This is a genomic window from Escherichia sp. KTE96 (assembly GCF_000408525.1).
Classification (GTDB): Bacteria; Pseudomonadota; Gammaproteobacteria; order Enterobacterales; family Enterobacteriaceae; genus Escherichia; species Escherichia marmotae.
Genome location: NZ_KE137149.1, coordinates 923,738 through 947,579, shown reverse-complemented (window position 1 = coordinate 947,579; position 23,842 = coordinate 923,738). Strand labels below are relative to the sequence as shown.

At 50.8% G+C, this 23,842-nt stretch carries 20 protein-coding genes; 10 read left to right on the top strand and 10 right to left on the bottom strand.

Annotation, left to right across the window (positions count from 1 at the left end; genetic code table 11):
* On the bottom strand, window positions 1-3,780 hold the full coding sequence (gene tamB, locus A1WG_RS09855; RefSeq protein WP_001517650.1) for an autotransporter assembly complex protein TamB: 3,780 nt from the start codon (window positions 3,778-3,780) through the stop codon (window positions 1-3).
* Window positions 3,777-5,510 (bottom strand): autotransporter assembly complex protein TamA, encoded by a 1,734-nt coding sequence (gene tamA / locus A1WG_RS09860; protein ID WP_001269290.1) that lies wholly within the window; start codon window positions 5,508-5,510, stop codon window positions 3,777-3,779. The genes tamB and tamA overlap by 4 nt, the downstream gene beginning before the upstream one ends.
* Before the next feature lie 205 nt (window positions 5,511-5,715).
* Here tamA and msrA point away from each other — a divergent pair, with 205 nt between their 5' ends.
* Together msrA and A1WG_RS09870 are read left to right on the top strand one after the other, a co-directional pair.
* On the top strand, window positions 5,716-6,354 hold the full coding sequence (gene msrA, locus A1WG_RS09865) for a peptide-methionine (S)-S-oxide reductase MsrA (protein WP_016242574.1): 639 nt from the start codon (window positions 5,716-5,718) through the stop codon (window positions 6,352-6,354).
* 187 nt (window positions 6,355-6,541) lie between these two features.
* Complete coding sequence (locus A1WG_RS09870) at window positions 6,542-7,891, top strand: polyamine export protein PaeA (RefSeq protein ID WP_001517648.1); 1,350 nt, start codon at window positions 6,542-6,544, stop codon at window positions 7,889-7,891.
* A 60-nt stretch (window positions 7,892-7,951) separates the two neighbouring features.
* On the opposite strand, the gene A1WG_RS09875 is transcribed toward A1WG_RS09870, so the two are convergent.
* Window positions 7,952-8,158, bottom strand: coding sequence for a DUF1107 domain-containing protein (locus A1WG_RS09875; RefSeq protein ID WP_000689228.1), 207 nt, complete (start codon window positions 8,156-8,158; stop codon window positions 7,952-7,954).
* A gap of 324 nt (window positions 8,159-8,482) precedes the next feature.
* On the opposite strand from A1WG_RS09875, the gene A1WG_RS09880 reads away from it, so the two are divergent.
* The gene (locus tag A1WG_RS09880; RefSeq protein WP_001517647.1) at window positions 8,483-9,040 is read left to right on the top strand and encodes a YtfJ family protein; all 558 of its coding nucleotides are present in this window, start codon (window positions 8,483-8,485) and stop codon (window positions 9,038-9,040) included.
* On the opposite strand, the gene cysQ is transcribed toward A1WG_RS09880, so the two are convergent.
* Window positions 9,030-9,770, bottom strand: a complete 741-nt coding sequence (gene cysQ, locus A1WG_RS09885; RefSeq protein WP_000886881.1) for a 3'(2'),5'-bisphosphate nucleotidase CysQ — start codon at window positions 9,768-9,770, stop codon at window positions 9,030-9,032. The two genes, A1WG_RS09880 and cysQ, sit on opposite strands and share 11 nt — an antisense overlap.
* A 171-nt stretch (window positions 9,771-9,941) precedes the next feature.
* Here cysQ and cpdB point away from each other — a divergent pair, with 171 nt between their 5' ends.
* On the top strand, window positions 9,942-11,885 hold the full coding sequence (gene cpdB, locus A1WG_RS09890; RefSeq protein WP_001517646.1) for a 2',3'-cyclic-nucleotide 2'-phosphodiesterase: 1,944 nt from the start codon (window positions 9,942-9,944) through the stop codon (window positions 11,883-11,885).
* Between the two features lie 112 nt (window positions 11,886-11,997).
* Here cpdB and A1WG_RS09895 read toward each other — a convergent pair whose 3' ends face one another.
* Window positions 11,998-12,378 (bottom strand): winged helix-turn-helix transcriptional regulator, encoded by a 381-nt coding sequence (locus A1WG_RS09895; RefSeq protein ID WP_001517645.1) that lies wholly within the window; start codon window positions 12,376-12,378, stop codon window positions 11,998-12,000.
* 88 nt (window positions 12,379-12,466) lie between these two features.
* Here A1WG_RS09895 and A1WG_RS09900 point away from each other — a divergent pair, with 88 nt between their 5' ends.
* The 3 genes from A1WG_RS09900 to ytfE all read left to right on the top strand — a co-directional run bounded on the left by A1WG_RS09900 (window position 12,467) and on the right by ytfE (window position 15,171).
* Window positions 12,467-13,327, top strand: a complete 861-nt coding sequence (locus A1WG_RS09900) for an SDR family oxidoreductase (RefSeq protein WP_001517644.1) — start codon at window positions 12,467-12,469, stop codon at window positions 13,325-13,327.
* Between the two features lie 108 nt (window positions 13,328-13,435).
* Complete coding sequence (locus tag A1WG_RS09905; RefSeq protein ID WP_001517643.1) at window positions 13,436-14,401, top strand: DMT family transporter; 966 nt, start codon at window positions 13,436-13,438, stop codon at window positions 14,399-14,401.
* Between the two features lie 107 nt (window positions 14,402-14,508).
* Window positions 14,509-15,171: an iron-sulfur cluster repair protein YtfE gene (gene ytfE / locus A1WG_RS09910; RefSeq protein WP_000331472.1), complete on the top strand. Its 663-nt coding sequence runs from the start codon at window positions 14,509-14,511 to the stop codon at window positions 15,169-15,171.
* A gap of 52 nt (window positions 15,172-15,223) precedes the next feature.
* On the opposite strand, the gene A1WG_RS09915 is transcribed toward ytfE, so the two are convergent.
* The 4 genes from A1WG_RS09915 to fklB form a co-directional block, all read right to left on the bottom strand.
* Window positions 15,224-16,717, bottom strand: coding sequence for a hypothetical protein (locus A1WG_RS09915; RefSeq protein ID WP_001517642.1), 1,494 nt, complete (start codon window positions 16,715-16,717; stop codon window positions 15,224-15,226).
* Window positions 16,718-16,749: 32 nt separating this feature from the next.
* Window positions 16,750-17,907: a hypothetical protein gene (locus A1WG_RS09920; protein ID WP_016242573.1), complete on the bottom strand. Its 1,158-nt coding sequence runs from the start codon at window positions 17,905-17,907 to the stop codon at window positions 16,750-16,752.
* A gap of 266 nt (window positions 17,908-18,173) precedes the next feature.
* A complete protein-coding gene (gene cycA, locus A1WG_RS09925) occupies window positions 18,174-19,577 on the bottom strand; it encodes a D-serine/D-alanine/glycine transporter (RefSeq protein ID WP_000228359.1) in 1,404 nt (467 codons plus the stop codon).
* A gap of 301 nt (window positions 19,578-19,878) precedes the next feature.
* On the bottom strand, window positions 19,879-20,499 hold the full coding sequence (gene fklB, locus A1WG_RS09930) for a BamJ family beta-barrel-assembly machinery protein (RefSeq protein WP_000211229.1): 621 nt from the start codon (window positions 20,497-20,499) through the stop codon (window positions 19,879-19,881).
* Window positions 20,500-20,716: 217 nt separating this feature from the next.
* Between fklB and ytfB the strand changes: the two genes are divergently transcribed.
* Complete coding sequence (gene ytfB, locus A1WG_RS09935) at window positions 20,717-21,355, top strand: cell division protein YtfB (RefSeq protein WP_001517640.1); 639 nt, start codon at window positions 20,717-20,719, stop codon at window positions 21,353-21,355.
* On the opposite strand, the gene A1WG_RS09940 is transcribed toward ytfB, so the two are convergent.
* Window positions 21,339-21,986, bottom strand: coding sequence for a TetR/AcrR family transcriptional regulator (locus A1WG_RS09940; protein ID WP_001517639.1), 648 nt, complete (start codon window positions 21,984-21,986; stop codon window positions 21,339-21,341). The two genes, ytfB and A1WG_RS09940, sit on opposite strands and share 17 nt — an antisense overlap.
* A gap of 209 nt (window positions 21,987-22,195) precedes the next feature.
* Between A1WG_RS09940 and A1WG_RS09945 the strand changes: the two genes are divergently transcribed.
* Together A1WG_RS09945 and A1WG_RS09950 are read left to right on the top strand one after the other, a co-directional pair.
* On the top strand, window positions 22,196-22,987 hold the full coding sequence (locus A1WG_RS09945; RefSeq protein WP_001517638.1) for a 3-ketoacyl-ACP reductase: 792 nt from the start codon (window positions 22,196-22,198) through the stop codon (window positions 22,985-22,987).
* Window positions 22,988-22,996: 9 nt separating this feature from the next.
* The gene (locus A1WG_RS09950) at window positions 22,997-23,839 is read left to right on the top strand and encodes a sugar phosphate isomerase/epimerase family protein (protein WP_001205218.1); all 843 of its coding nucleotides are present in this window, start codon (window positions 22,997-22,999) and stop codon (window positions 23,837-23,839) included.
* The last annotated feature ends 3 nt before the right edge of the window (window positions 23,840-23,842 follow it).

The window sequence follows — 23,842 nt, the reverse complement described above, 5'->3', positions numbered from 1 at the left end:
CTAAAACTCGAACTGATAGAGCAAATCCAGTGCCTGGTCTACACCAGACACGGCTTCCAGATATAGCTTCGGCATCAGGCGATAACGTAACGTGAGTGTTGCTATAGAGTCAAATATCCCCACGCCGTATTTCACTTGTAGGCCTGGTAATACATAGCCGCTGACCACCACCTGGGAGGAATCGCCTACCCCCTCGGTGTCGAGCGCTAAATTACTTACGCCAAATGTCTCACCGATTTTACCCACAATCTGACCACTTTGTGCAACCCCCAGACCAATCAGCATCGAGGTCATCGCCGCGCTGTCACTCTGATCGCTCTCCAGCCCTTGTCCGCGTAACAAGTAGGACAATGCCGCCTGTTGTGACATCGCCGGGTCAGAGAAGATCTCCGCTTTCGGCTCATCCGCCAGTCCGGTGACACGAACACCGGCGATCACGTCGTCTTCTGTTGCATCCGGGTTACGAATCGCTTCGATATTGAGATACGGTTGATCCGGCGGGCCAGAGAACAGCAGTTCACCTTTACGCACAATCAGATCCTGACCATAGGCATGGAAGCGACCTTCCGGAATGTTGATCTGCCCGTTCAGACCCAGACCTTGTTTGTCCTGTACGACATTGAGATCGCCCGTCAGTCGCGCTTTCAGGCCGAAGGCATCAATGCGCACATTGTTGCCAACGTGAACAATCAGGTTGCTGTTGATCGGAATCGATGCCGTTTTCACCTCCTCCGGTTGCAGGTTATCGTTGAGCATTACCACATCGCTGGAGACGCCCACCGCACTTTCCGGTAGATCGTGCACCACAATGCGCGCCCACGGTACATCCACGCGGCCATCGAGGGTAAACAGGCTTGGAGTGGCTTCGAATACGACATCTGGCGACACATCCATGCGCACCATCGGCGGTACGGTGATCCGCACCTTACTGCCTTTTGCCGTCACCCGCGCACGCCAGTTTTCAATCTGACTCCAGTCAGCATCACCGTTCAGGTAAATTTCCCCCTGCTGGGTTCGCACAGTGCCCGCCAGCGTCGAGCGCATACCGTTAAAGTTGACCGCAAGCTGGCTCGGCTGCATATCAAACGGCATAAAGTTGCCATCGATATCCACACCAGTGACCTGGAGCTGACCAAACAACTGCGGGCTCTGCACATCACCGCCCAGACGTAAGTTGGCGCTCACCATACCCGCCGCTTTTTCACCACGCGTAAAGATGGGGTTTACCATCGCGAGGTTGAAGTTACGGATATTCACGTTGCCGCCGAGGTTACGCCGCCCTTGTGGATCGGTTACCTGCACCTGACCATCAAACTGACCGTTATTAGTCAGACGGATTGTCCAGCCCAGCTCGGCACGGTTATTACGCAACTCCGCCGTCAGGTTCAGCGTCTGAAACGCTACTGGCAGCGCCGCATCGTTGATGGTTTGCGTAACCTGCACGTTACGCCCGGAAAGAGTAACACTGCCCTGCGGCAGCCCTTCTTTGGTGGTATCCCAGGCGACATCCGCTTTACCTGTAAAGATACCGCTGGCCTGAGTGTTTTCCGGCATAAACGGCTTCAGCATTGCCAGGTCGAAACGGTTGAGATTCACCACCGCACGCCCTTCAGCCCCGGCATCAATGGTTTGCGGCACGCACAGTTCCGCATTCGGGTTAAGCCAGCAGTGTGGCCCGATGCTGATTTTTTGCTCCTGATTGCGGTAGTCCAGTGCGATATCACGCGTCAGCGACCACGGGCCGACCGGCGTCTGGAAGCGCGTATTGCTAAGTGTTCCCTTCCAACGTTCTTCTTTGCGATCAAAACTCCCTGCCAGATTGAGCTGCCCGGAAACCGGCTCGCCCTGAATCCGCAGTTGTAACTCGTGCTGCTTTTCGCTGCCTTTCGCGTTCAGAGTGACGAGGTTGATATTCACATCCGGCTGCGAGATTTGCTCAACGCGCACGTCGAGTTTACCCGCAATCTGATCGGTGGATTTGATATCGCCTTCCACACGAACCTGCGCTACGGAGAGTTCCTGCCAACGCAAACCGCGCGCGGTAATATCTGCCAGTAGTTGTGGCGCTTCCACAGTACCGCGTACTTTCACCAACCCTTTCGCTGTACCGCCCAGTCCTGGTAGCGCATTATCCAGCCCCGGCGCGTTGATGGTGGCATCAAGATTGAGATCTTTTACCCCCAACTCGCCTTTCACTTCGGCACTGTTTGGCCCCAGTTCCAGATGCAGACCTGGGATCGTCCACTGCATATAACTGTTGCCTTTCAGCGTTCCGTCAACGTTCACTTTGTTCTGTTTAACATTGCCGGTCAGCTTCAACTCTGGTACGTCCATCTGCCAGGTGCCGCCGTACAGGCTGCCTCGGGTTTTGATCAAACCATTGAGTTTTGACGGCCACTCCGGGAACTCTTTCGCAGTGTTAATGCCGTTAAGCGTTAACTCACCACGCCAGCTAATCGCCTGCTGCCAGTCGAGTAACGCTTTCAACTCGGTTTTCCCTTCCAGCGCTGCGACGGTAAGTTTGTCGAGATTAACCTGCTGTTCATTGCCCTTTGCATCGAGGGTAATGGTCGCTGGCGGGATCTCATGCCCCTTCACCGCCATGTGCATAGAGAGCGTGTAATCAGTCATTTTTCCGGTGAGTTTCAGTTTCAGATCATCCGCCTGATACTGCTTCTCGCCAGTAAACGGCCAGTAAAGCTGTTTGCTGTTTACTTCCACGTTGAGCGGCAATCCGACTTCTGCCAGCCGCGTCTGGGCGCGCAGATCCATATCCACCGGACCGGAAAGATTAACGCCAATCTCCAGTTGTTCGCGCAGCGCACCACCCACTTTCAGCTTCACTTTTTCGCCTTTTAGTGGCTCCACGTTCAGTGTGCTATTGAGGGTGATATCTACCGGCCAGTTATTGGACAATTGCGCCGTGCCACTGGCATTAACGCTCCCCTGATTAGAGTCGATATCAAGTGCGTCCAGTTTGGTATTGCCATCGATGCTACTGACTTTCAGCAGCATGGTGTGCACGGTGATGTCCGTGTCGCCCGTCACGCGCAGTTGCTCACCCTTAAACTCTTCAATGTTCAGGTTGAGCGGCAAATGTACGTCGGTCATCTCCGGTAATACCGGGCGAGAAAAGAGATCTTTCAGCGTTTCGCCCAGCGGTTTTTCATCCGGCTGCGGATTTTCAATCTTCGGTTCGACAACTTCTTCCTGCGCCACTTCTGCCACTTTCGGCAGGGCAATCAACAGCCCTTTCAGCGATGTCGGTTTCAGGGTCAGGGTTTTCTCTTGCCAGTTCAGACCGGAGGTGAAGTCCATCACCGACACCGTAGTGTCATCAATCTTAATGTTGACGTTATCCAGCGCTACCCGCGTCAGGGTGATGGGATATGGCGTAGAGAGATCCAGCGGCCCGCTATCTTCCTCTTCCTCCGCTTGCTCTGAAGGGGGCATTTTTTTACTGTCGATGTTGACCTGAATATCCTTCAGTGCCAAATCGTTAATACAAACACTGCTGTCCCACAGGCACTCCAGCCCGACCGCCAGATGCAGATTGCCCGCTTTTACCGCCACGCCTGGCTGCTCATAACGAACGTCAGACAAGGTAAGGTCGCGCCAGCCACCGGTGACCTTGCCAATATCCAGCCCTGGCACCCAACGGTCTGCCGCTTTAAATACCAGATGCAGGCCGCTGGTGGTGCCCACCAGAAACGCCACTGATCCCAGCAACAGTAAAATAACGATGACTACGCCGAGGCTGATTTTTTTCCATAAACTCATAATTCTGGCCCCAGACCGATGTAAAACTGTAAACCATGCTCGTCTTTGTCAGCGACCGGAACGGCGAAATCGAGCTTGATCGGCCCGACCGGCGATTCCCAACGCACGCCAACCCCGGTGCCGGTTTTAAAGTCACTGCGGCGAATATCGCTTACCGCTTCGCCGCTATCGACAAACACCGCGCCCCACCATTTTCCGGTCACGTTGTACTGATACTCCAGCGATCCGGTAATTAGCTTTGATGCCCCTTTCAAGTCACCATTGGCGTATTTCGGAGCGATCGATTTGTATTTATAGCCGCGAATACTGCGGTCGCCCCCGGCGAAGAAACGTAAATCTGGCGGTACTTTGTCGAAGTCACCGGTTTCAATCCAGCCCAGCGTGCCGCGAGTGACAAAGCGATGGCGATCGTAAAGTGTGCGGATCCAGACGTTCTGCGCCTGGAATACGGAGAAATCGACATCCGATCCCCAGGCGGTGTTGGAGTAGTCGATAGAGTAACGCTGCGAGTCGCCCCAGGTCGGCATCAGGCCGCCGCGTGATCGCGTCCGGCTAATCATGACCCCAGGATAAAACAGCATCGTGGTGTTAGTGATTTCACCCTGAGTAAAGTGGTCGAGACTCCAGCGCAGGTTAATGGCACGCTGCCAGCCACTGGAAAGATCCCAGTAACGGGAAGCAACCAGGGTGGTGGAATCGGATTCGGTATCATTCAGATCAGTACGCTTAAAACCACCCTGTACCAGATAGTATTGTTCCAGTGGGTTCTTAAGCAACGGCATTTTATAACTAAAATCGAGAGTCTGTTCCGGTGCAGAGATACTTGTGCTGGTGGTCAGGCTGTGACCGTAAGAGTTCATCCACGGCTTTTTCCACGAGGCTTTAACTCGTGGGCCAACGTCCGTTGAGTAGCCGACCCCGGTTTCAATGGTGTTTTCCGTGCGCGGCGAAACGACGCCAGTCAGTGGCAATACTTTAGTTTCTCGCGCTTTATCAAACTGCGGTGCAACCACCACCGAGTTAAACCAACCAGTAGCGGAGAGACGGCGGTTCAGTTCCGCCAGATCTTTAGATTCGTACTCATCGCCCTCTTTAAACGGCACCAGATTTTGCAGGTACTCATCGCGGATCTGTGAACCTTCGAAGGTCACATGCCCAAAGCGGTAGCGTTCGCCACTGTTGTAATCAATATCCCAGTAGGCTTTATGCAAGCCAAGTGCGATACCCAACTGTGCTTTGGTAAATTCGCTATCGAAATAGCCTTTACGCAACGCGATGCTGGTTAAGGACTTTTTGAAATTTTCGTAGTCGCCCTGATTCAGCACCGTGCCTATAGCCGGGCGGGTATCGAGCAACTTCAAATAGTCTTTATCAGTCCGCGCACCGCCGCGCAAAACCACATCAGTACCGCCAATCAACACCGGCACGCCGGGCGTGACTTTGGCGATCAACACCTGCCGCCCCTTCTTTGGCGGTGGTCGGAGATCAAATTCAATGGTCGGCTGGTAATAGCCCAGCGCCTTCAGACCTTCGCGGATGGCATCATCAACACGTGCGCGAAAGCGCCGATCTGGCGTAACTTCATCACTTTCAATCGTAGAAAGCTGCGCACGAACGTTCTTTTCTAGCTGCCCCGATAACCCTTCGACCTGTAGACGGACGTTCGCGGCGACGGCAGCTCCGCTAAAGCAGAGTAAGCTTACACAGCATAACTGTCGGATATAGCGCACATTTTCTCCTGAATATCCTTTGTTCCTGCCCCTGGAACTCCGTTAAACGGCTTAACAAAAATCCAGCCATATGGATTTAAAAGCAGACTAAACCCAAAATATTTCTTATGGTTTACTTTATACACATTCACGGGGGTTATTGTGTGCAAATACGTCTCTTGTTACAACCTAATCCCCAAAGGCCGACTTTCGGGAGAGCAACACTATGAGTTTATTTGATAAAAAGCATCTGGTTTCCCCCGCCGATGCCCTTCCTGGACGTAATACCCCGATGCCTGTAGCCACATTGCATGCGGTCAACGGCCACTCACTGACCAATGTGCCTGACGGAATGGAGATCGCCATTTTTGCTATGGGCTGTTTCTGGGGCGTGGAACGCCTTTTCTGGCAACTTCCCGGTGTTTACAGCACTGCCGCAGGCTATACCGGCGGTTACACGCCAAACCCGACCTATCGGGAAGTGTGTTCTGGTGATACCGGCCACGCCGAAGCGGTACGCGTGGTTTACGATCCGTCAGTGATCAGCTACGAACAACTGTTACAGGTATTCTGGGAGAATCACGATCCCGCACAAGGGATGCGTCAGGGCAATGACCACGGCACGCAGTATCGTTCCGCAATTTACCCGCTGACACCAGAACAGGACGCTGCCGCCCGCGCCAGTCTGGAACGTTTTCAGGCCGCAATGCTCACCGTCGGTGACGATCGCCAGATAACCACCGAGATCGCCAACGCTACACCGTTTTATTATGCCGAAGATGACCACCAACAATATCTGCACAAAAACCCATATGGCTATTGTGGAATTGGTGGGATCGGCGTTTGCCTGCCGCCTGAAGCGTAGCAATAAAAGGCTGAACTAAAGCGAAATGAAGCAAAAATTTAACCCTCTGGCGACTTTACAGAACCTTACGCTATACTAGCCACTGAAAATGTCGGTTCACTCTCTTCGAACCGGCTTTCAATGTGTATTTCGCACAAATTAATCAACTTCCCCTTCCGAGGATCTGACCTGAACGGTCGGATAAGATATGTTAAACAGTATTTTAGTCATACTATGCTTGATCGCTGTGAGTGCGTTCTTCTCGATGTCCGAGATCTCGCTTGCCGCCTCACGCAAAATCAAACTTAAACTGCTGGCTGATGAAGGCAATATAAACGCCCAGCGAGTTCTGGATATGCAGGAAAATCCCGGCATGTTCTTTACCGTGGTGCAAATTGGTCTGAACGCGGTGGCGATACTCGGTGGTATCGTCGGTGATGCGGCGTTCTCTCCGGCTTTTAACAGCCTGTTCTCTCGCTATATATCAGCGGAACTCTCTGAGCAACTGAGCTTTATTCTCTCTTTCTCATTAGTGACTGGCATGTTTATTCTGTTTGCGGATTTAACCCCGAAACGCATCGGTATGATTGCGCCAGAAGCTGTGGCTTTGCGTATCATCAACCCGATGCGCTTCTGCCTGTTCGTCTGCACCCCTCTGGTGTGGTTTTTCAACGGCCTGGCAAACATGATCTTCCGTATCTTTAAATTGCCGATGGTACGTAAAGATGACATCACTTCTGATGACATCTACGCGGTGGTGGAAGCCGGTGCACTGGCTGGAGTACTGCGTAAACAGGAACACGAGCTGATCGAAAACGTGTTTGAACTGGAATCCCGTACCGTGCCGTCTTCCATGACGCCGCGTGAAAACGTGATTTGGTTCGATCTCCATGAAGATGAGCAAAGTCTGAAGAATAAAGTGGCGGAGCATCCACACTCAAAATTCCTCGTCTGTAATGAAGATATCGACCACATCATCGGCTATGTGGACTCGAAAGATCTGCTGAACCGCGTGCTGGCCAATCAAAGCCTGGCACTGAATAGCGGCGTGCAGATTCGCAACACGCTGATCGTGCCTGACACTCTGACCCTCTCTGAGGCGCTGGAAAGTTTTAAAGCTGCGGGCGAAGACTTTGCGGTAATCATGAACGAGTACGCCCTGGTGGTGGGGATAATTACCCTCAACGACGTGATGACCACGTTGATGGGCGATCTGGTCGGTCAGGGGCTGGAAGAACAGATTGTCGCGCGTGATGAGAACTCATGGCTAATCGATGGCGGTACGCCGATTGACGACGTGATGCGTGTGCTGGATATTGACGAGTTCCCGCAGTCGGGCAACTACGAAACCATCGGCGGCTTTATGATGTTTATGCTGCGTAAGATCCCGAAACGCACCGATTCAGTGAAACTCTCCGGCTACAAATTTGAAGTGGTGGATATCGATAACTACCGCATCGACCAACTGCTGGTGACGCGGATCGACAGCAAAGCCACCGCCCTTTCACCGAAACAGCCTGACGCTAAAGATAAAAATAAAGAAGAAAGCGTCGCATAACCCCAGAAACATCAACGGCTCCTGAATCAGGAGCCGTCTTATTACTGCATAGCACGCTGGTTAAGCCATCTCTGTTTGCAGACGCATAACCTGACGGTTAACTTCGGACATCACTGACAAATGCAGCTTATCCTTCACTTTTGGGATAAGAATCTTACCCTTATCAAATTCAAAAGCGCCAACGTCCTTGATGTATAACCGTCCACGGAACAGGATTTTCACGTACTTCGCCACCTGCAGTGGGTTGTACCGTTGGAAAATTTTCATTGTTATCTCCTGCTGAGTATTACGCCTTTGTGGTGCCACAATCGGCCCAACTATTATGAGGCGCAAATTTTAATGCCTGATGACTATAGTCTATCGCTGCAATGTTTCCAGTGTGTATAAAGTTTTTTACCTTAACGTTACAGTTATTCAGAATTATCTTTTCGCCTAACCACAATCTTCAGTATAAGCATTCATTTTTCATATGATTTGTGCGCTTGTCCGCAAACTGGCACCACACTTGCGGGAAATTCGATAAATAGCACATATGATTAAAAGTCCGACCCAAGTGGTCGGATCACCTGCATACGATAAGAAGGAAACACTATGACCCTACGCAAGATTCTCGCGCTGACTTGCTTGCTACTGCCGATGATGGCCTCCGCGCATAAATTCGAAACCGGTCAGCGAGTACCACCAATTGGCATTGCCGATCGTGGCGAGTTAGTACTTGATAAAGATCAGTTTAGCTACAATACCTGGAACAGCGCACAGTTAGTGGGGAAAGTGCGGGTACTGCAACATATTGCCGGTCGCACCTCCGCAAAAGAGAAAAATGCGACGCTGATTGAAGCGATTAAATCGGCAAAACTGCCGCATGATCGCTACCAGACGACCACCATTGTGAACACCGACGACGCTATCCCCGGTTCAGGTATGTTTGTACGTAGCAGCCTGGAGAGCAATAAAAAGCTCTATCCGTGGTCACAGTTTATTGTCGACAGCAACGGCATCGCACGCAGCGCCTGGCAGTTGGATGAAGAGAGTTCCGCCATTGCAGTGCTGGATAAAGACGGTCGCGTGCAATGGGCAAAAGATGGAGCGCTCACTCAGGAAGAGGTGCAGCAAGTGATGGACTTGCTGCATAAGTTGCTTAATAAATAGAAACCCGGAACCCTGGATTCAGGAAGGATTCACGCGGAGTGTAATCCAGCGGTTTCCCCTGCCAGTCGTGGACGTGTGCTCCGGCAGCGGCAGCCACAGCATGACCGGCAGCGGTGTCCCAAATATTGGTTGGCCCAAAACGCGGGTAGAGCTGAGCCTGCCCTTCCGCCACCAGGCAAAATTTCAGTGAAGAACCGATGGATGTCGTCTGGTGTTCGCCAAGCTGTTGCAGATACTCTTTCAGCTCCGCATCCGCATGGGAACGGCTAATGACGACCAGAGGCGGGCGAGCGTCGCGTACCTGAATCTGCTTGCGCACGCCGCACTCTTCTTTCCAGGCTTTTCCTTCCTCCGCGCTGTACATTACGTTCATTACCGGCGCATACACCACACCTAATATCGGTTTGCCTTTGTCGATCAGCGCAATGTTAACGGTAAATTCGCCATTTCGTTTAATAAACTCTTTGGTGCCGTCCAGCGGATCCACCAGCCAGTAACGTTGCCAGTGCTGGCGGACTTCCCAACCGGGAGGATCTTCTTCAGAAAGAACGGGGATATCCGGCGTCAGTTTACGTAATCCTTCCATGATTACGGTATGCGCGGCGATATCTGCCGCCGTCACCGGAGAGTCATCTGCTTTGTTGGCGACGTCCATCGGTTTAGTCCCGTCGTAGACCTGCATAATGGCATCGCCCGCAATCCGTGCAAGCTGGCATACTTGATCTAACATTCTCCACCTCGTCTCTGTGAGCGGCGTTAACTTATTGTTTTACTTATACCCCATCGCTATAGAATCCGCCAACTGTGATGGCGTCATCGTTTCCTGATTTATTATTTATGGCATCCTTCACGCTCCGTATGAAAGACGTTTCATCTTCTCGTTCATAAAAGGATGTCCCTTATGATTAAGTTTAGCGCAACGCTCCTGGCCACGCTGATTGCTGCCAGCGTGAATGCGGCAACAGTCGATCTACGCATAATGGAAACCTCTGATTTGCATAGCAACATGATGGATTTCGATTATTACAAAGACACATCCACAGAAAAATTTGGGCTGGTACGCACCGCGAGCCTGATTAATGACGCGCGCAATGAAGTGAAAAATAGCGTGTTGGTCGATAACGGTGACCTGATTCAGGGCAGCCCGCTGGCGGATTACATGTCGGCTAAAGGATTAAAAGCCGGTGATATTCATCCGGTCTATAAGGCGCTGAATACGCTGGATTATACCGTCGGCACACTCGGCAATCATGAATTTAATTACGGTCTGGATTACCTGAAAAATGCGCTGGTGGGGGCGAAATTCCCCTATATAAATGCCAATGTCATTGACGTAAAAACCAACCAGCCGATGTTTACACCGTATTTAATTAAAGACACCGAAGTAGTCGATAAAGACGGGAAAAAGCAAACGCTGAAAATTGGCTATATCGGCGTCGTGCCACCGCAGATTATGGGATGGGATAAAGCCAATTTATCCGGCAAAGTTACCGTTAACGATATTACCGAAACAGTGCGCAAGTACGTGCCGGAAATGCGCGAGAAAGGTGCCGATGTCGTTGTCGTTCTGGCGCATTCTGGTCTGTCTGCCGATCCGTATAAAGTAATGGCGGAAAACTCAGTTTATTATCTCAGTGAAATTCCGGGCGTTGATGCCATTATGTTTGGTCATGCCCATGCCGTCTTCCCGGGCAAAGATTTTGCTGATATCAAAGGCGTAGATATCGCCAAAGGTACGATTAACGGTGTTCCGGCGGTAATGCCAGGCATGTGGGGCGATCATCTCGGCGTGGTCGATCTGCAACTCAATAATGACAGCGGGAAATGGCAGGTGACGCAAGCAAAAGCGGAAGCTCGCCCGATTTACGATGTCGCCAATAAAAAATCACTCGCCGCTGAAGACAGCAAGTTGGTTGCAACGCTGAAAGCCGATCACGATGCCACACGCCAGTTTGTCAGCAAACCTATCGGGAAATCCGCCGACAATATGTATAGCTATCTGGCGCTGGTACAGGACGATCCGACGGTGCAGGTGGTGAACAACGCGCAAAAAGCGTATGTCGAACATTACATTCAGGGCGATCCGGATCTGGCAAAACTGCCGGTGCTCTCTGCCGCTGCGCCGTTTAAAGTTGGCGGTCGCAAGAACGATCCTGCCAGCTATGTAGAAGTGGAAAAAGGCCAACTGACTTTCCGTAATGCCGCCGATCTCTATCTCTATCCCAATACGCTGATTGTGGTAAAAGCCAGCGGCAAGGAAGTTAAAGAGTGGCTGGAGTGCTCCGCCGGGCAGTTTAACCAGATAGATCCCAACAGCACTAAACCGCAGTCATTAATCAACTGGGATGGCTTCCGTACCTATAACTTTGATGTGATTGACGGCGTGAATTATCAGATTGATGTTACCCAGCCAGCCCGCTATGACGGTGAATGTCAGGTGATTAATGCCAATGCGGAAAGGATTAAGAATCTGACCTTTAATGGTAAACCGATTGATCCGGACGCGATGTTCCTGGTTGCTACCAATAATTATCGTGCATACGGTGGCAAATTTGCCGGAACAGGCGACAGCCATATCGCCTTTGCGTCGCCGGATGAGAACCGTTCGGTGCTGGCAGCGTGGATTGCTGAAGAGTCGAAGCGTGCAGGAGAAATTCACCCAGCGGCAGATAATAACTGGCGTTTAGCGCCGATTGCCGGTGATAAAAAACTGGATATTCGTTTTGAAACGTCCCCGTCCGATAAAGCCGCAGACTTTATTAAAGAGAAGGGTCAGTATCCAATGAATAAAGTCGCGACTGATGATATCGGGTTTGCGATTTATCAGGTGGATTTGAGTAAGTAAGACACACCGTTTTCGGTCTACACATCATGCATCGCATCCGGCACTTCCTGGCGGATGCGATGCTGACGCGTCTTATCCGCCCTACAAACCACGAATCGTAGGTCTCCGGCAGTTATGCCGCACGTTCATCCCGCACCGCCAGCACCTCTGGCAAATTCAACTCAATCCAGTCTGCCAGTGCAGCAACCTTTTCACTGACCTGTTCACCCAGCGGTGTGAGGCTATATTCCACATGCGGCGGCACCACCGGATACGCGATACGGTTAACAAATCCATCCTGCTCCAGCGCCTGTAACGACTGCGCGAGCATCTTTTCGCTCACTCCGCCCATTTTACGCCGCAAGTCGCTAAAGCGATGAGTGCCTTCGCGCAGCGCCACCAGAATCAGTACCCCCCAACGGCTGGTAACGTGTTTCAACACATCCCGCGACGGACACTGCTCAGCGAAGAGGTTTCCCTCTTTCAGTTGTTGCGACAGGCTTACCCGACTCATTTCATACTTACCTTTTTGTATGTACTTACTAAAAGTTAGTTTAGGTGTTAGCGTATTTAAACACAAGACAAACCAATGGAGATTTCTCATGATCGCAATCACCGGCGCGACCGGCCAGCTTGGTCACAATGTAATTGAATCTTTGCTGCAAACCGTTTCTGCCAGCCAAATAGTGGCTATCGCACGTAATCCGGAAAAAGCGCATGCTTTGAGCGCACAAGGCATTAGCGTGCGTCAGGCTGACTACGGCGATGAAGCTGCACTGACATCTGCGCTACAGGGCGTGGAAAAATTGCTGCTGATCTCTTCCAGCGAAGTGGGACAGCGTGCCTCGCAGCATCGTAATGTTATTAATGCCGCAAAGGCGGCTGGCGTGAAATTTATCGCCTACACCAGCCTGTTACATGCGGACACCTCCCCGCTCGGCCTGGCTGCTGAGCATATCGAGACGGAGAAAATGCTGGCTGATTCTGGCATCGCTTATACCCTGCTGCGCAACGGCTGGTACACTGAAAACTACCTCGCCAGCGCCCCGGCAGCACTGGAACACGGCGTATTTATTGGTGCGGCGGGCGATGGCAAAATTGCCTCAGCAACTCGTGCAGATTACGCAGAGGCTGCGGCACGCGTAATTAGCGAAGCAGGTCACGAAGGCAAAGTCTATGAGCTGGCGGGCGACAACGCCTGGACGCTGACACAGTTAGCGGCAGAGCTGACCAAACAGAGCGGCAAACCAGTTATCTACCAGAATATGAGCGAAGCCGATTTCGCCGCAGCGCTGAAAAGCGTTGGTCTTCCTGGCGGACTGGCGGATATGCTGGCTGACTCTGACGTTGGCGCATCAAAAGGTGGTCTGTTTGATGACAGCAAAACGCTCAGCACGCTGATTGGCCGCCCGACAACAACATTAGCCGAAAGCGTAAACGCGCTTTTTAATGTTAATAACTAGTTAATTAAAGTGGCATCCTCCCGCATCCTCTCTGATAATGACGGGATGCGGGGAGCAACCATCTCTGTTCCCTGAATATTTCTTCTGACAGACCAATGGATGCCAGTGATGATTAGCGGCGTGCTGTACGCCCTGTTAGCAGGGTTGATGTGGGGGCTTATTTTTGTCGGGCCGTTGATCGTTCCAGAATACCCGGCGATGTTGCAATCAATGGGACGCTATCTGGCATTAGGTTTAATTGCACTGCCCATTGCCTGGCTGGGGCGCGTGCGTCTGCGCCAGTTGACACGTCGCGACTGGCTTACCGCGCTAATGCTCACCATGATGGGCAATCTCATCTATTACTTTTGCCTTGCCAGTGCCATTCAGCGAACCGGCGCGCCTGTTTCCACGATGATTATCGGCACCCTGCCAGTGGTTATCCCGGTCTTTGCCAATTTGCTGTACAGCCAGCGCGACGGCAAACTCGCGTGGGGGAAACTCGCCCCGGCGCTGGTTTGTATTGGTATCGGCCTTGCGTGTGTAAATATTGCTGAGTTAAACCACGGTCTCCCCAATTTTGACTGGGCACGTTATACCTCAGGCGTCATGCTGGCATTAGTCTCCGTGGTTTGCTGGGCGTGGTATGCATTGCGCAACGCCCGCTGGCTGCGGGAAAATCCAGACAAACATCCAATGATGTGGGCGACGGCGCAGGCGCTGGTCACACTGCCGATTTCGCTCATCGGTTATGTTGTTGCTTGTTTCTGGCTGAATACGCAAATGCCTGATTTCTCTCTACCTTTTGGCTCCCGTCCACTGGCCTTTATTAGCCTGATGATTGCTATCGCCGTGCTTTGCTCATGGGTCGGCGCACTTTGCTGGAACGTCGCCAGCCAGCGATTACCGACGGTGATCCTCGGGCCGCTGATTGTTTTCGAAACGCTGGCAGGTTTGCTGTACACCTTTTTACTCCGCCAACAAATTCCACCGCTGATGACGCTGAGCGGTATCGCGCTGTTAGTGGCCGGCGTGATCATTGCAGTCAGAGCAAAACCGGAAAAACCCTTAGCTGAACCTGTCTCTGAAAGTTGACACCTTGCCAATCTGTTAAATAATCCTCTGCTACGTAAGGGTTATAGCTTTTAACTTAAAGATGCATTTAAAATACATCTTATCTTATTAAGAATGAGGTATCAGCTATGGCTTATCGCGACCAACCTTTAGGTGAACTGGCGCTCTCTATTCCTCGCGCTTCGGCTCTGTTTCGTCAATATGATATGGATTACTGCTGCGGCGGTAAGCAGACGCTGGCTCGCGCGGCGGCACGTAAAGAACTGGATGTTGACGTCATTGAAGCCGAACTGGCAAAGCTTGCTGAACAACCAATTGAGAAAGACTGGCGTAGCGCGCCGCTGGCAGAAATCATCGACCATATCATCGTGCGCTACCACGATCGTCACCGCGAACAACTGCCAGAGTTGATCCTGCAAGCCACCAAAGTAGAGCGCGTTCACGCCGACAAACCGAGCGTGCCAAAAGGGCTGACAAAATACCTGACTATGCTGCATGAAGAGCTTTCCAGCCACATGATGAAAGAAGAGCAGATCCTCTTCCCGATGATCAAACAAGGCATGGGCAGCCAGGCGATGGGGCCAATCAGCGTAATGGAAAGCGAACACGATGAAGCAGGTGAGCTGTTGGAGGTTATCAAACACATTACCAATAACGTCACACCGCCGCCGGAAGCCTGCACCACCTGGAAAGCGATGTATAACGGTATTAATGAACTGATTGATGATTTAATGGAGCACATCAGTCTGGAAAATAATGTACTGTTCCCACGCGCGCTGGCGGGTGAGTGATTTGTTTGATCAACGATCCTGACATGAGCAGGATCGTTGATTGTTAAGTGATTCAGTCACTCAGTGGAAGCAATTCATTATTGTAACTGGTGTACTTACCTTCAACGGTAAGCAGACTGCCGTTTTTATCAAGATGCGCCGCATTGAGTTGTCGAGTCTCATTACGCCGCTTCGCATCACGAACCAACCCATCTCCTACGTAATAAATATAATGGTCATCATGAGCAAAGGTATCTGATAATTGACCATTGGCGTATTTAAACCACGTCCATTGGCCTTTCAGTTCAAAGAGCTCAACCGTGTCTTCGTTAATAAAATACGTATAGCGGTCATCATGTGCCAAATAATTTAATGTTGTGCCATCGGGGCTTTTATACCACGTCCAATGCCCATTAATATCGAAAATAGTCACATCAGCGCTCGCGATGAAATAAACTTTATTCCCTACAATATTAACGCCTCCCTGTAATTCTTGTTTGGGGTCGGGTAAATGAATAACCGAAAGCGTTTTTTCGACCCCAGAAACATACTTCACCAGATAGAGCGAATCTTTATATTGCGCCACATTCTGCGTCAACGGGCGAAAATATTCCGGATCAACATCAGGAATGGTCGCAACCCGGCAGTCATTAGCGCGCCGGGAAGCATCACGCGTCAACCATGTTACTTTATCTCGCTGTAGATCAAACGTACTCCGGCAATCTTTCCCGAACGAATAACGTTTCTCCCCGTTTTTGTCGCGATAAATCAGTAGTGAACCGGCCATCCAGCGCACAAGATGAAAGGTATCCGGATCGGCATTGATGGCATCTCCATTCACAAAGACCTGCGATTGGGTTCGCCAAATGGTATCCCACGGTCCAGGATTACTTTTGCTTTCACAACTATTAGGTGAATAAAGAATGGGGCGACGTGTCCAGGATTTAACGCCAAGAATAGAATACCCTTGTGCACTGCCTAACCAACGCCCTTGAAAATAAATATTGCGGCGATCTTTGAGCACATCCGCAGAATCACCTGAACGAACGCGACCGCCGACTTGTTGCAGCGAATCCATATCAACCTGCTTTTCGCCGCGGTTATCATCCGTGCGTTCGCCATCAAAATAGAGGCTGTCTTTATCAGCGGCAAAACGTCCCCAGGCACGGAAAGTTGCGGCATCGACTTTCGGTGTTCCCGGCGGGTTCTGGACTATTTTCCCTGCCCATAAAATATGACGGCCATCAGTCAACCAGTCGAAACGCCAGCCGCCATTAGTTCTGATATAAGTGCCAGCATCCACTTGTACAAAATCATTATTGATATTATCCGGAGAATCATATTTATCATCAGTGCCGTTGGGTACGCGGCGAAGTTGCTTAAACTTGACCTGCGGTAAATGAATATCCGGGAAATAGAGTCCATAATCGTCACTATCTTCAACGCTATATTTTGTTCCTTGCCCCCACGGCTGGTAGTAAAACGCAGCAGAAGGTACACCGGAGCAGGCTAGTGAGATGGTTGAAAATAAAGCCAGGGCGAGACAAAGGGGTTTAATTCGCAACATAGCGTCATCCTGAAGCTGTTAGTGTGAAGAGGTTATTTAAATAAGGGTTTTAGTCCGCTCGGAGGTTGCTTCACCGATGACCATCCTCCCACACCCAGGTTATAACGCAGCCATTCACCTTGCCGGGCACGCTCTTTCACAATTTCAGTCGCTTGTTGAGCGTAAAGCTGCCCGTCTGGAGATATATACATATTAATTAATCTCCGCCAACCACCTGCTTCAAGTGAGCCGGAGAGTTCCTCCGACTTAAGATTAATCAATTCACCTTCACCCAAGGCGTTGGTTGTTACTTTATAAATTTGGTTCTTATATAAACCGGTGTCCCAAACAAACAGATAAAAATATTCCGGATCAACCCCCACCAGCGTTTCATAAACACAGTCACTGCCCGCTGGAGTGGCTTCATGTTTGAGCCAGGACACATTATTCAGACCACTATTAAATGGCGCACAGCGATACTCAATATCCTCAAGCTCATAGTCATGCTCGCCGCTTTTATCGCGATAAACCAACCGTTCACCAGGCATCCAACGTTTAATCTGAAAAGTTTTGCGATCGGCGGGCAGAAGCTTACCGTTAACAATTACCTGCGAATTTGTCAGCACAACAAATTGTATGGCTGAATCATGCCGCACGATTTGAAATCCATCGGCATGACCCAACCAGCGACCTTTATGCCAAAGACTATTTTTATCACGCAGTAAATTCCAGATGTCCGTCTCTTCCAGCGTTGACATATCCACCTGCTTATCACCGCTATTATCATCGGTACGCTGACCATCAAAATAGATACTGCGTTTATCGGCAGCGAAAGCGCCGAATGCCTGAAAACTGGTGGCATCGACATTAGGTTTACCGGATGGGTTTGTCAGGACTTTGCCTGCCCAAAGGACAGAGCGTCCATCGGTGAGCCAGGTATGCTGACAATCCCCCTCATCATCGCAATCGAACTTATCGGGATTAAAATCGGACAGTAAGCGGGTTTCTTGTTTATTGGCTAAATTGGCAATGCGCCAAAGGTGGGAAAAATTAATATCTGGTAATTCGGAGAGGATCTCATCTTTTTCCCCCTTCTGTTCGGCAATGTAAACCGTACCTTTCTCCTGCTGGCGGTAATAAAAATCTGCGCCCCAGGAAGGTGAAATGGAGAGAGGTAATGCGGCGATTAATAACCAACTGTACTTAGCCATAGTGAACTCTGCAATAAGTGGCAAAGATTCACGGTAAGCCCGCGCCTGGGCGCTGTCGATGACGGGAAGTATTTTTAGGAATGTATAAAGACAAAAGAGATTGCAGACAAAGTGTGCTTTGTTCATGCCGGATGCGGCGTAAATGCCTTATCCGGCCTACAAAAGCACGCAAATTCAATATATGGCAGAGCTCCCGTAGGCCTGATAAGCGTAGCGCATCAGGCAATTTTGCAGCCTGAAAGGCACCCGCAGGTGCCTTAGCAGCATTACTTCGCTATACGTTTCTTACCAATAAACAACCAGCCCAGCCCTAGTGCGATAAACCACAGCGGAGTAACCAGCAGCGCCTGCCGAGTGTCATCTTCCAGCGTCAGCAGCACGATAACGAACACAAAGAACGCCATACATACCCAGCACATCAGCTTGCCGAGCGGCATCTTGTAGATCGACTTCTCATGCAGGTGTGGACGCTGTTTGCGATACACCAGGTACGAGCAAAGGATAATTGTCCAGACGAACATAAACAGAATCGCTGAAACCGTGGTGATCATGGTGAACGCGCCAATCACGCTTGGATTCACATACAACATCACCACGCCGCCGAGCAGACAGATACAAGAGAAGGTCAGCCCTTTCGCTGGTACTGCGCGTTTAGAGAGTTTAGCGAACGCTTTCGGCGCGACGCCTTCCTGTGCCAGACCAAACAACATACGGCTGGTAGAGAATACGCCACTGTTAGCAGAAGAAGCCGCAGAGGTCAGCACCACAAAGTTAATCACACTTGCCGCCGCAGGCAGCCCCACCAGCACAAACAGTTCTACAAACGGGCTTTTCTCCGCGACCACTGAACTCCACGGCGTCACGGACATAATCACAATCAGCGCGAAGACGTAGAACATAATGATGCGGATCGGAATGGAGTTAATCGCACGCGGCAGTGATTTCTCTGGATCTTTGGTTTCCGCAGCCGTTGTGCCGACCAGCTCAATCCCCACAAAAGCGAAAACCGCTATCTGGAATCCGGCAAAGAAGCCGCTTAAGCCTTTCGGGAACCAGCCGCCGTCATTCCACAAATGCGCAAACGACGCTTCTACGCCAGTCGGTGACTGGAAGTGCATCATCACCATAATCAGACCGACAACAATCAGCGACACAATAGCGACGATTTTGATCATCGCGAACCAGAACTCCATCTCACCAAACATTTTCACGGTGGCGAGATTAAGAACCAGCAACAGAATGATCACCGACAACGACGCCACCCAGTCGGAAAGTCCTGGAAACCAGAACTGCGCGTAAGCGGTAATCGCCACAACATCCGCCATACCGGTTACCACCCAACAGAACCAATAAGTCCAGCCAGTGAAATAACCCGCCCACGGCCCCAATAAATCGGAAGCGAAGTCACTAAAAGATTTATATTCCAGATTCGAAAGCAGCAACTCCCCCATTGCCCGCATCACGAAAAAGAGCATAAAACCGATGATCATATAAACAAAAATGATCGACGGCCCGGCAAGACTAATTGTTTTACCGGAACCCATAAACAACCCTGTACCTATGGCACCGCCAATGGCAATAAGCTGAATATGCCGGTTTGTGAGATTGCGCCGTAGCGACTGTTCAGCCGGAGCCTGATCATCGGCAACGACTTTTACCTGATCTACCATGTTTTTTCTTCCTGTCTGTGTTGTTCAGGCTCTGCGGCCTTTTGTCAGTCTATGATACGACGAATCGGTATCGGGACTCATCGATATTAGGTAACAATGCGCGGGATGAATACTAAGATTTAGATCTAATGTTAATTTAATGTTTAAAGTGAGTGTCATATCACGGTGATAACGCGAAATAGCTCACAAAAATACACGCTTACGTGGTCTTTGCAACACAAAATAGCGCCGTTTGGCAAACTGAAGGGTTTATTGCTGAATGCCTGCTCCCCTCTGGCTCGAGGGGAACAGAATGCGCTGCTTAGAGGATTTCCAGCAGTTCGACTTCAAACACCAGGGTGCTGAACGGAGGAATAGACGCGCCAGCGCCACGCTCGCCATAAGCCAGTTCCTGCGGGATAGTCAGTTCCCATTTAGAACCTACCGGCATCAGAGTCAGTGCTTCAATCCAGCCGGGGATCACGCCGTTAACCGGGAATTCAGCCGGTTCGCCACGGGCAACGGAGCTGTCAAATACAGTACCGTCGATCAGTTTACCGGTGTAATGAACGCGAACGCGGTCGGTACGTGCCGGAATTGCGCCTTCGCCCTGATTAATCACGCGGAATTGCAGGCCAGATTCGGTGCTGTTCACACCCTCTTTTTTGGCGTTTTCTTCAAGGTATTTCACACCTTCGGCAGCCATCGTCTGGAAACGCTGACGACGAACAGCATCGGCACGTTCGTGGATTTCACGTAGCGCACGGTGCACCACATCAACCGGAACAGCCGGATGTTTGCCTTCCAGCGCATCAGCAATGCCTGCAACCAGTGCTTCTGGCAGTAACCCTTCCAGACCAGATTCACTCAGTTGTTGCCCTACCTGCAAACCAATGCCGTAGCTTGCTTGCGCTTCGATGGTATCAAAAGTTGGGGTGGTCATCGTATTTCCTTTCTTAGGGTAAAAAGTAGCGGGCAGCATATCAGCCACACAACTTTGGGTAAAACTTTGTCGCGGGAATGATGACAAATCACGGGGAAAAAGAAACAATAGCAATATCCCGTATGAATATAATAAAAGCGGGTTTACCACGGACATCATAGCGTTAGCTTATTCATAGGCTATGATTGAGGAACAAGACGCGGAGCAGGAGGAAACCATGCCCGGGCGCTTTGAACTAAAACCAACCCTGGAGAAAGTCTGGCACGCGCCGGACAATTTTCGCTTCATGGACCCGCTGCCGCCGATGCATCGTCGGGGGATCATTATTGCCGCCATTGTATTGGTGGTCGGTTTTCTACTTCCGTCTGATGATACGCCCGACGCGCCGGTGGTGACGCGTGAAGCGCAACTGGATATTCAGTCGCAATCCCAACCGCCGACGGAAGAACAACTGCGGGCGCAATTAGTCACCCCACAAAATGATCCCGATCAGGTGGCACCGGTCGCCCCTGAACCGATACAGGAAAGTCAGCCTGAAGATCAGCCGCAAACCGCACAAACACAACCTTTCCAGCCAGATAGCGGAATTGACAACCAGTGGCGCTCTTACCGTGTCGAACCCGGCAAAACGATGGCGCAACTGTTCCGCGACCACGGTCTACCCGCCACTGATGTCTATGCAATGGCGCAGGTAGAAGGCGTGGGTAAACCGCTGAGTAATTTGCAAAATGGGCAGATAGTGAAAATTCGCCAGAACGCCAGCGGCGTGGTGACGGGCTTAACCATTGATACGGAGAATAATCAACAGGTTCTGTTTACCCGCCAGCCAGATGGCAGTTTTATTCGTGCGCGGTAGATGAAGGTTCAAGCAGAAGCCAGCTAAGGATCGTTTCTTTAATGACCTTACGTCTGGCTTCCAGCGCTTGCGGTGAAACCATGCTGATGTGATAAACCAGGCCAAGCGTATGCTGGTTGATCAAATAATATCCTCCAAGCGCGGCAATATTGATATTCACCTGCAACGGGTCGATATCAGGCTTAAAAATATTGAGTTTCTTCCCTTCAGCCAACAAGGATTCCATTAACTGCAAATGCGCGTGGTTAATTTCCTGAAGACGCTGTGATTTTGCATAATGCACACCTTTGCTCTGGTTTTCACTATGCACAATTTTTAAAAACCAGGGATTAGCAATGTAATAATCCCAGGTAAAATCGATGATTTTTTCAATTGCTTTTTGTGGAGGGAGACCTGAAACATCAAGGGATTTTTCTTTTTGTCGAATATCATTCCAGGTATATTCCAGCACTTCGATAAATAAATTTTCTTTATTACCAAAGTGATGGTAAACCGTCTGTTTACTGCACTCCGCAGCCTTCACGATATTATCGACTCTGGCCCCTTCATAACCATATTCGGCAAATTCATTAACCGCACATAATAATAGTTTTTCCTTCAGGCTTTGTACGTTGCTGGTATCAAGATACATAACGCTTCCCCACGACCTCTTCAGGATTACTATCATAACCTGATTTGATTTCAGCTCCAGAAAAAAGGGCAAAACTCGTACTTTCATCGAGTTATCAAATGCCCTGTGATCGCTATCGCAGATCAACCAACCAGATGGTTGATCTTTCTTTCCACACGTCGCAAGCTAATCGTCACTCAAGGAAACAATATTCAAAAGAGGGTTATTGTATGAAGTCCACTCGTCCCGTTGCCGTGATTACCGGAGCCGCACGTGGTATTGGAAAAGGCTGTGCGCTGGAACTTGCTCGTGGCGGTTTTAACCTGCTGATTAACGATCGCCCCGATGCCGACAGCGTAGAAAAATTACATGCCACGCAACAGGAATGTCTGGCAGAAGGCGTGGAAGTGATTTGCTTCCCTGCCGATGTTGGCGATCTCTCCCTGCATGAAGAGATGCTCGACGCGGCGCAAAACCAGTGGGGGCGTCTGGACTGTCTGCTCAACAACGCGGGGATTTCCGTGAAAAAGCGCGGTGACCTTCTCGACCTGGAGCCAGACAGCTTCGACCAAAACATTGCCATTAACACCCGTGCGCCGTTTTTCCTCGCTCAGGCATTCAGTAAACGCTTACTGGCACAACCGAAACCGGAAGCGGAGCTACCGCACCGCTCGATTATTTTTGTCAGTTCAATCAACGCCATCATGCTGGCGATGAATCGCGGCGAATATACCATTGCCAAAACCGCCGTTTCTGCCGCTGCTCGTCTGTTTGCCACTCGCCTTTGCAATGAACAAATTGGCGTCTATGAAGTGCGCCCCGGCCTAATCAAAACCGATATGACCATTCCGGCAACGGCCTATTATGATGAACTAATTGCCAAAGGTCTGGTGCCGTGGGGACGCTGGGGTTATCCGGCTGATATCGCCTCCACAGTACGGGCAATGGCGGAAGGCAAACTGATTTATACCTGTGGCCAGGCGGTCGCTATCGACGGCGGCTTAAGTATGCCGCGCTTCTGAGGCTGAATCATGAGAGATCTGTTACAACGCCCGGATTTATTCAGCATTAATACCGCGACGCTGGGCTATAAAATGCCGCTACCCGCCATTATTGATGCCTGCGCCGCACGCGGTATCGGCGCGCTCGCCCCCTGGCGCAGAGAGTTGCAGGGCGAAGATCTCCAGCAGATCGCCCGCCAGCTTGCCGCCAGTAACATGAGCGTTTCCGGTTTGTGTCGTAGCACCTATTACACCGCGCCGACGCTGGCGGAGCGCAAACTGGCAGTAGATGATAACCGTCGGGCGCTGGACGATGCCGCTGCGCTGAACGCCGCCTGTTACATGCAGGTGGTTGGCGGGTTACCAACTGGCACAAAAGATCTGTATGAGGCGCGGGAACAGGTGAAACAAGGGATTCGCCAGTTGCTGCCACATTCGAAAGAAGTCGGCGTGCCAATTGCGCTGGAGCCACTGCACCCGATGACTGCCGCCGATCGTTCCTGTTTGTGTACGCTACGCCAGGCACTGGACTGGTGTGATGAACTCGATCCCGATGGTGAGTTTGGTCTCGGCGTGGCGGTGGATGTCTACCACGTCTGGTGGGACCCGGAACTGGCCAGCCAAATCCTGCGTGCCGGAAAACGAATTCTCGCATTTCATGTTTCCGACTGGTTAGTGCCAACCACCGATCTGGTCAATGATCGGGGAATGCCGGGAGATGGCATCATCAATATTCCGTCAATCCGTCGCCTGGTTGAAAACGCCGGATTTAATGGCGCTATAGAGCTGGAAATATTCTCACCGTACTGGTGGCAGCAAGATATAAACAGCACGCTGGATATTAGCGTCGATCGCATCGCGCATTATTGTTAAGGA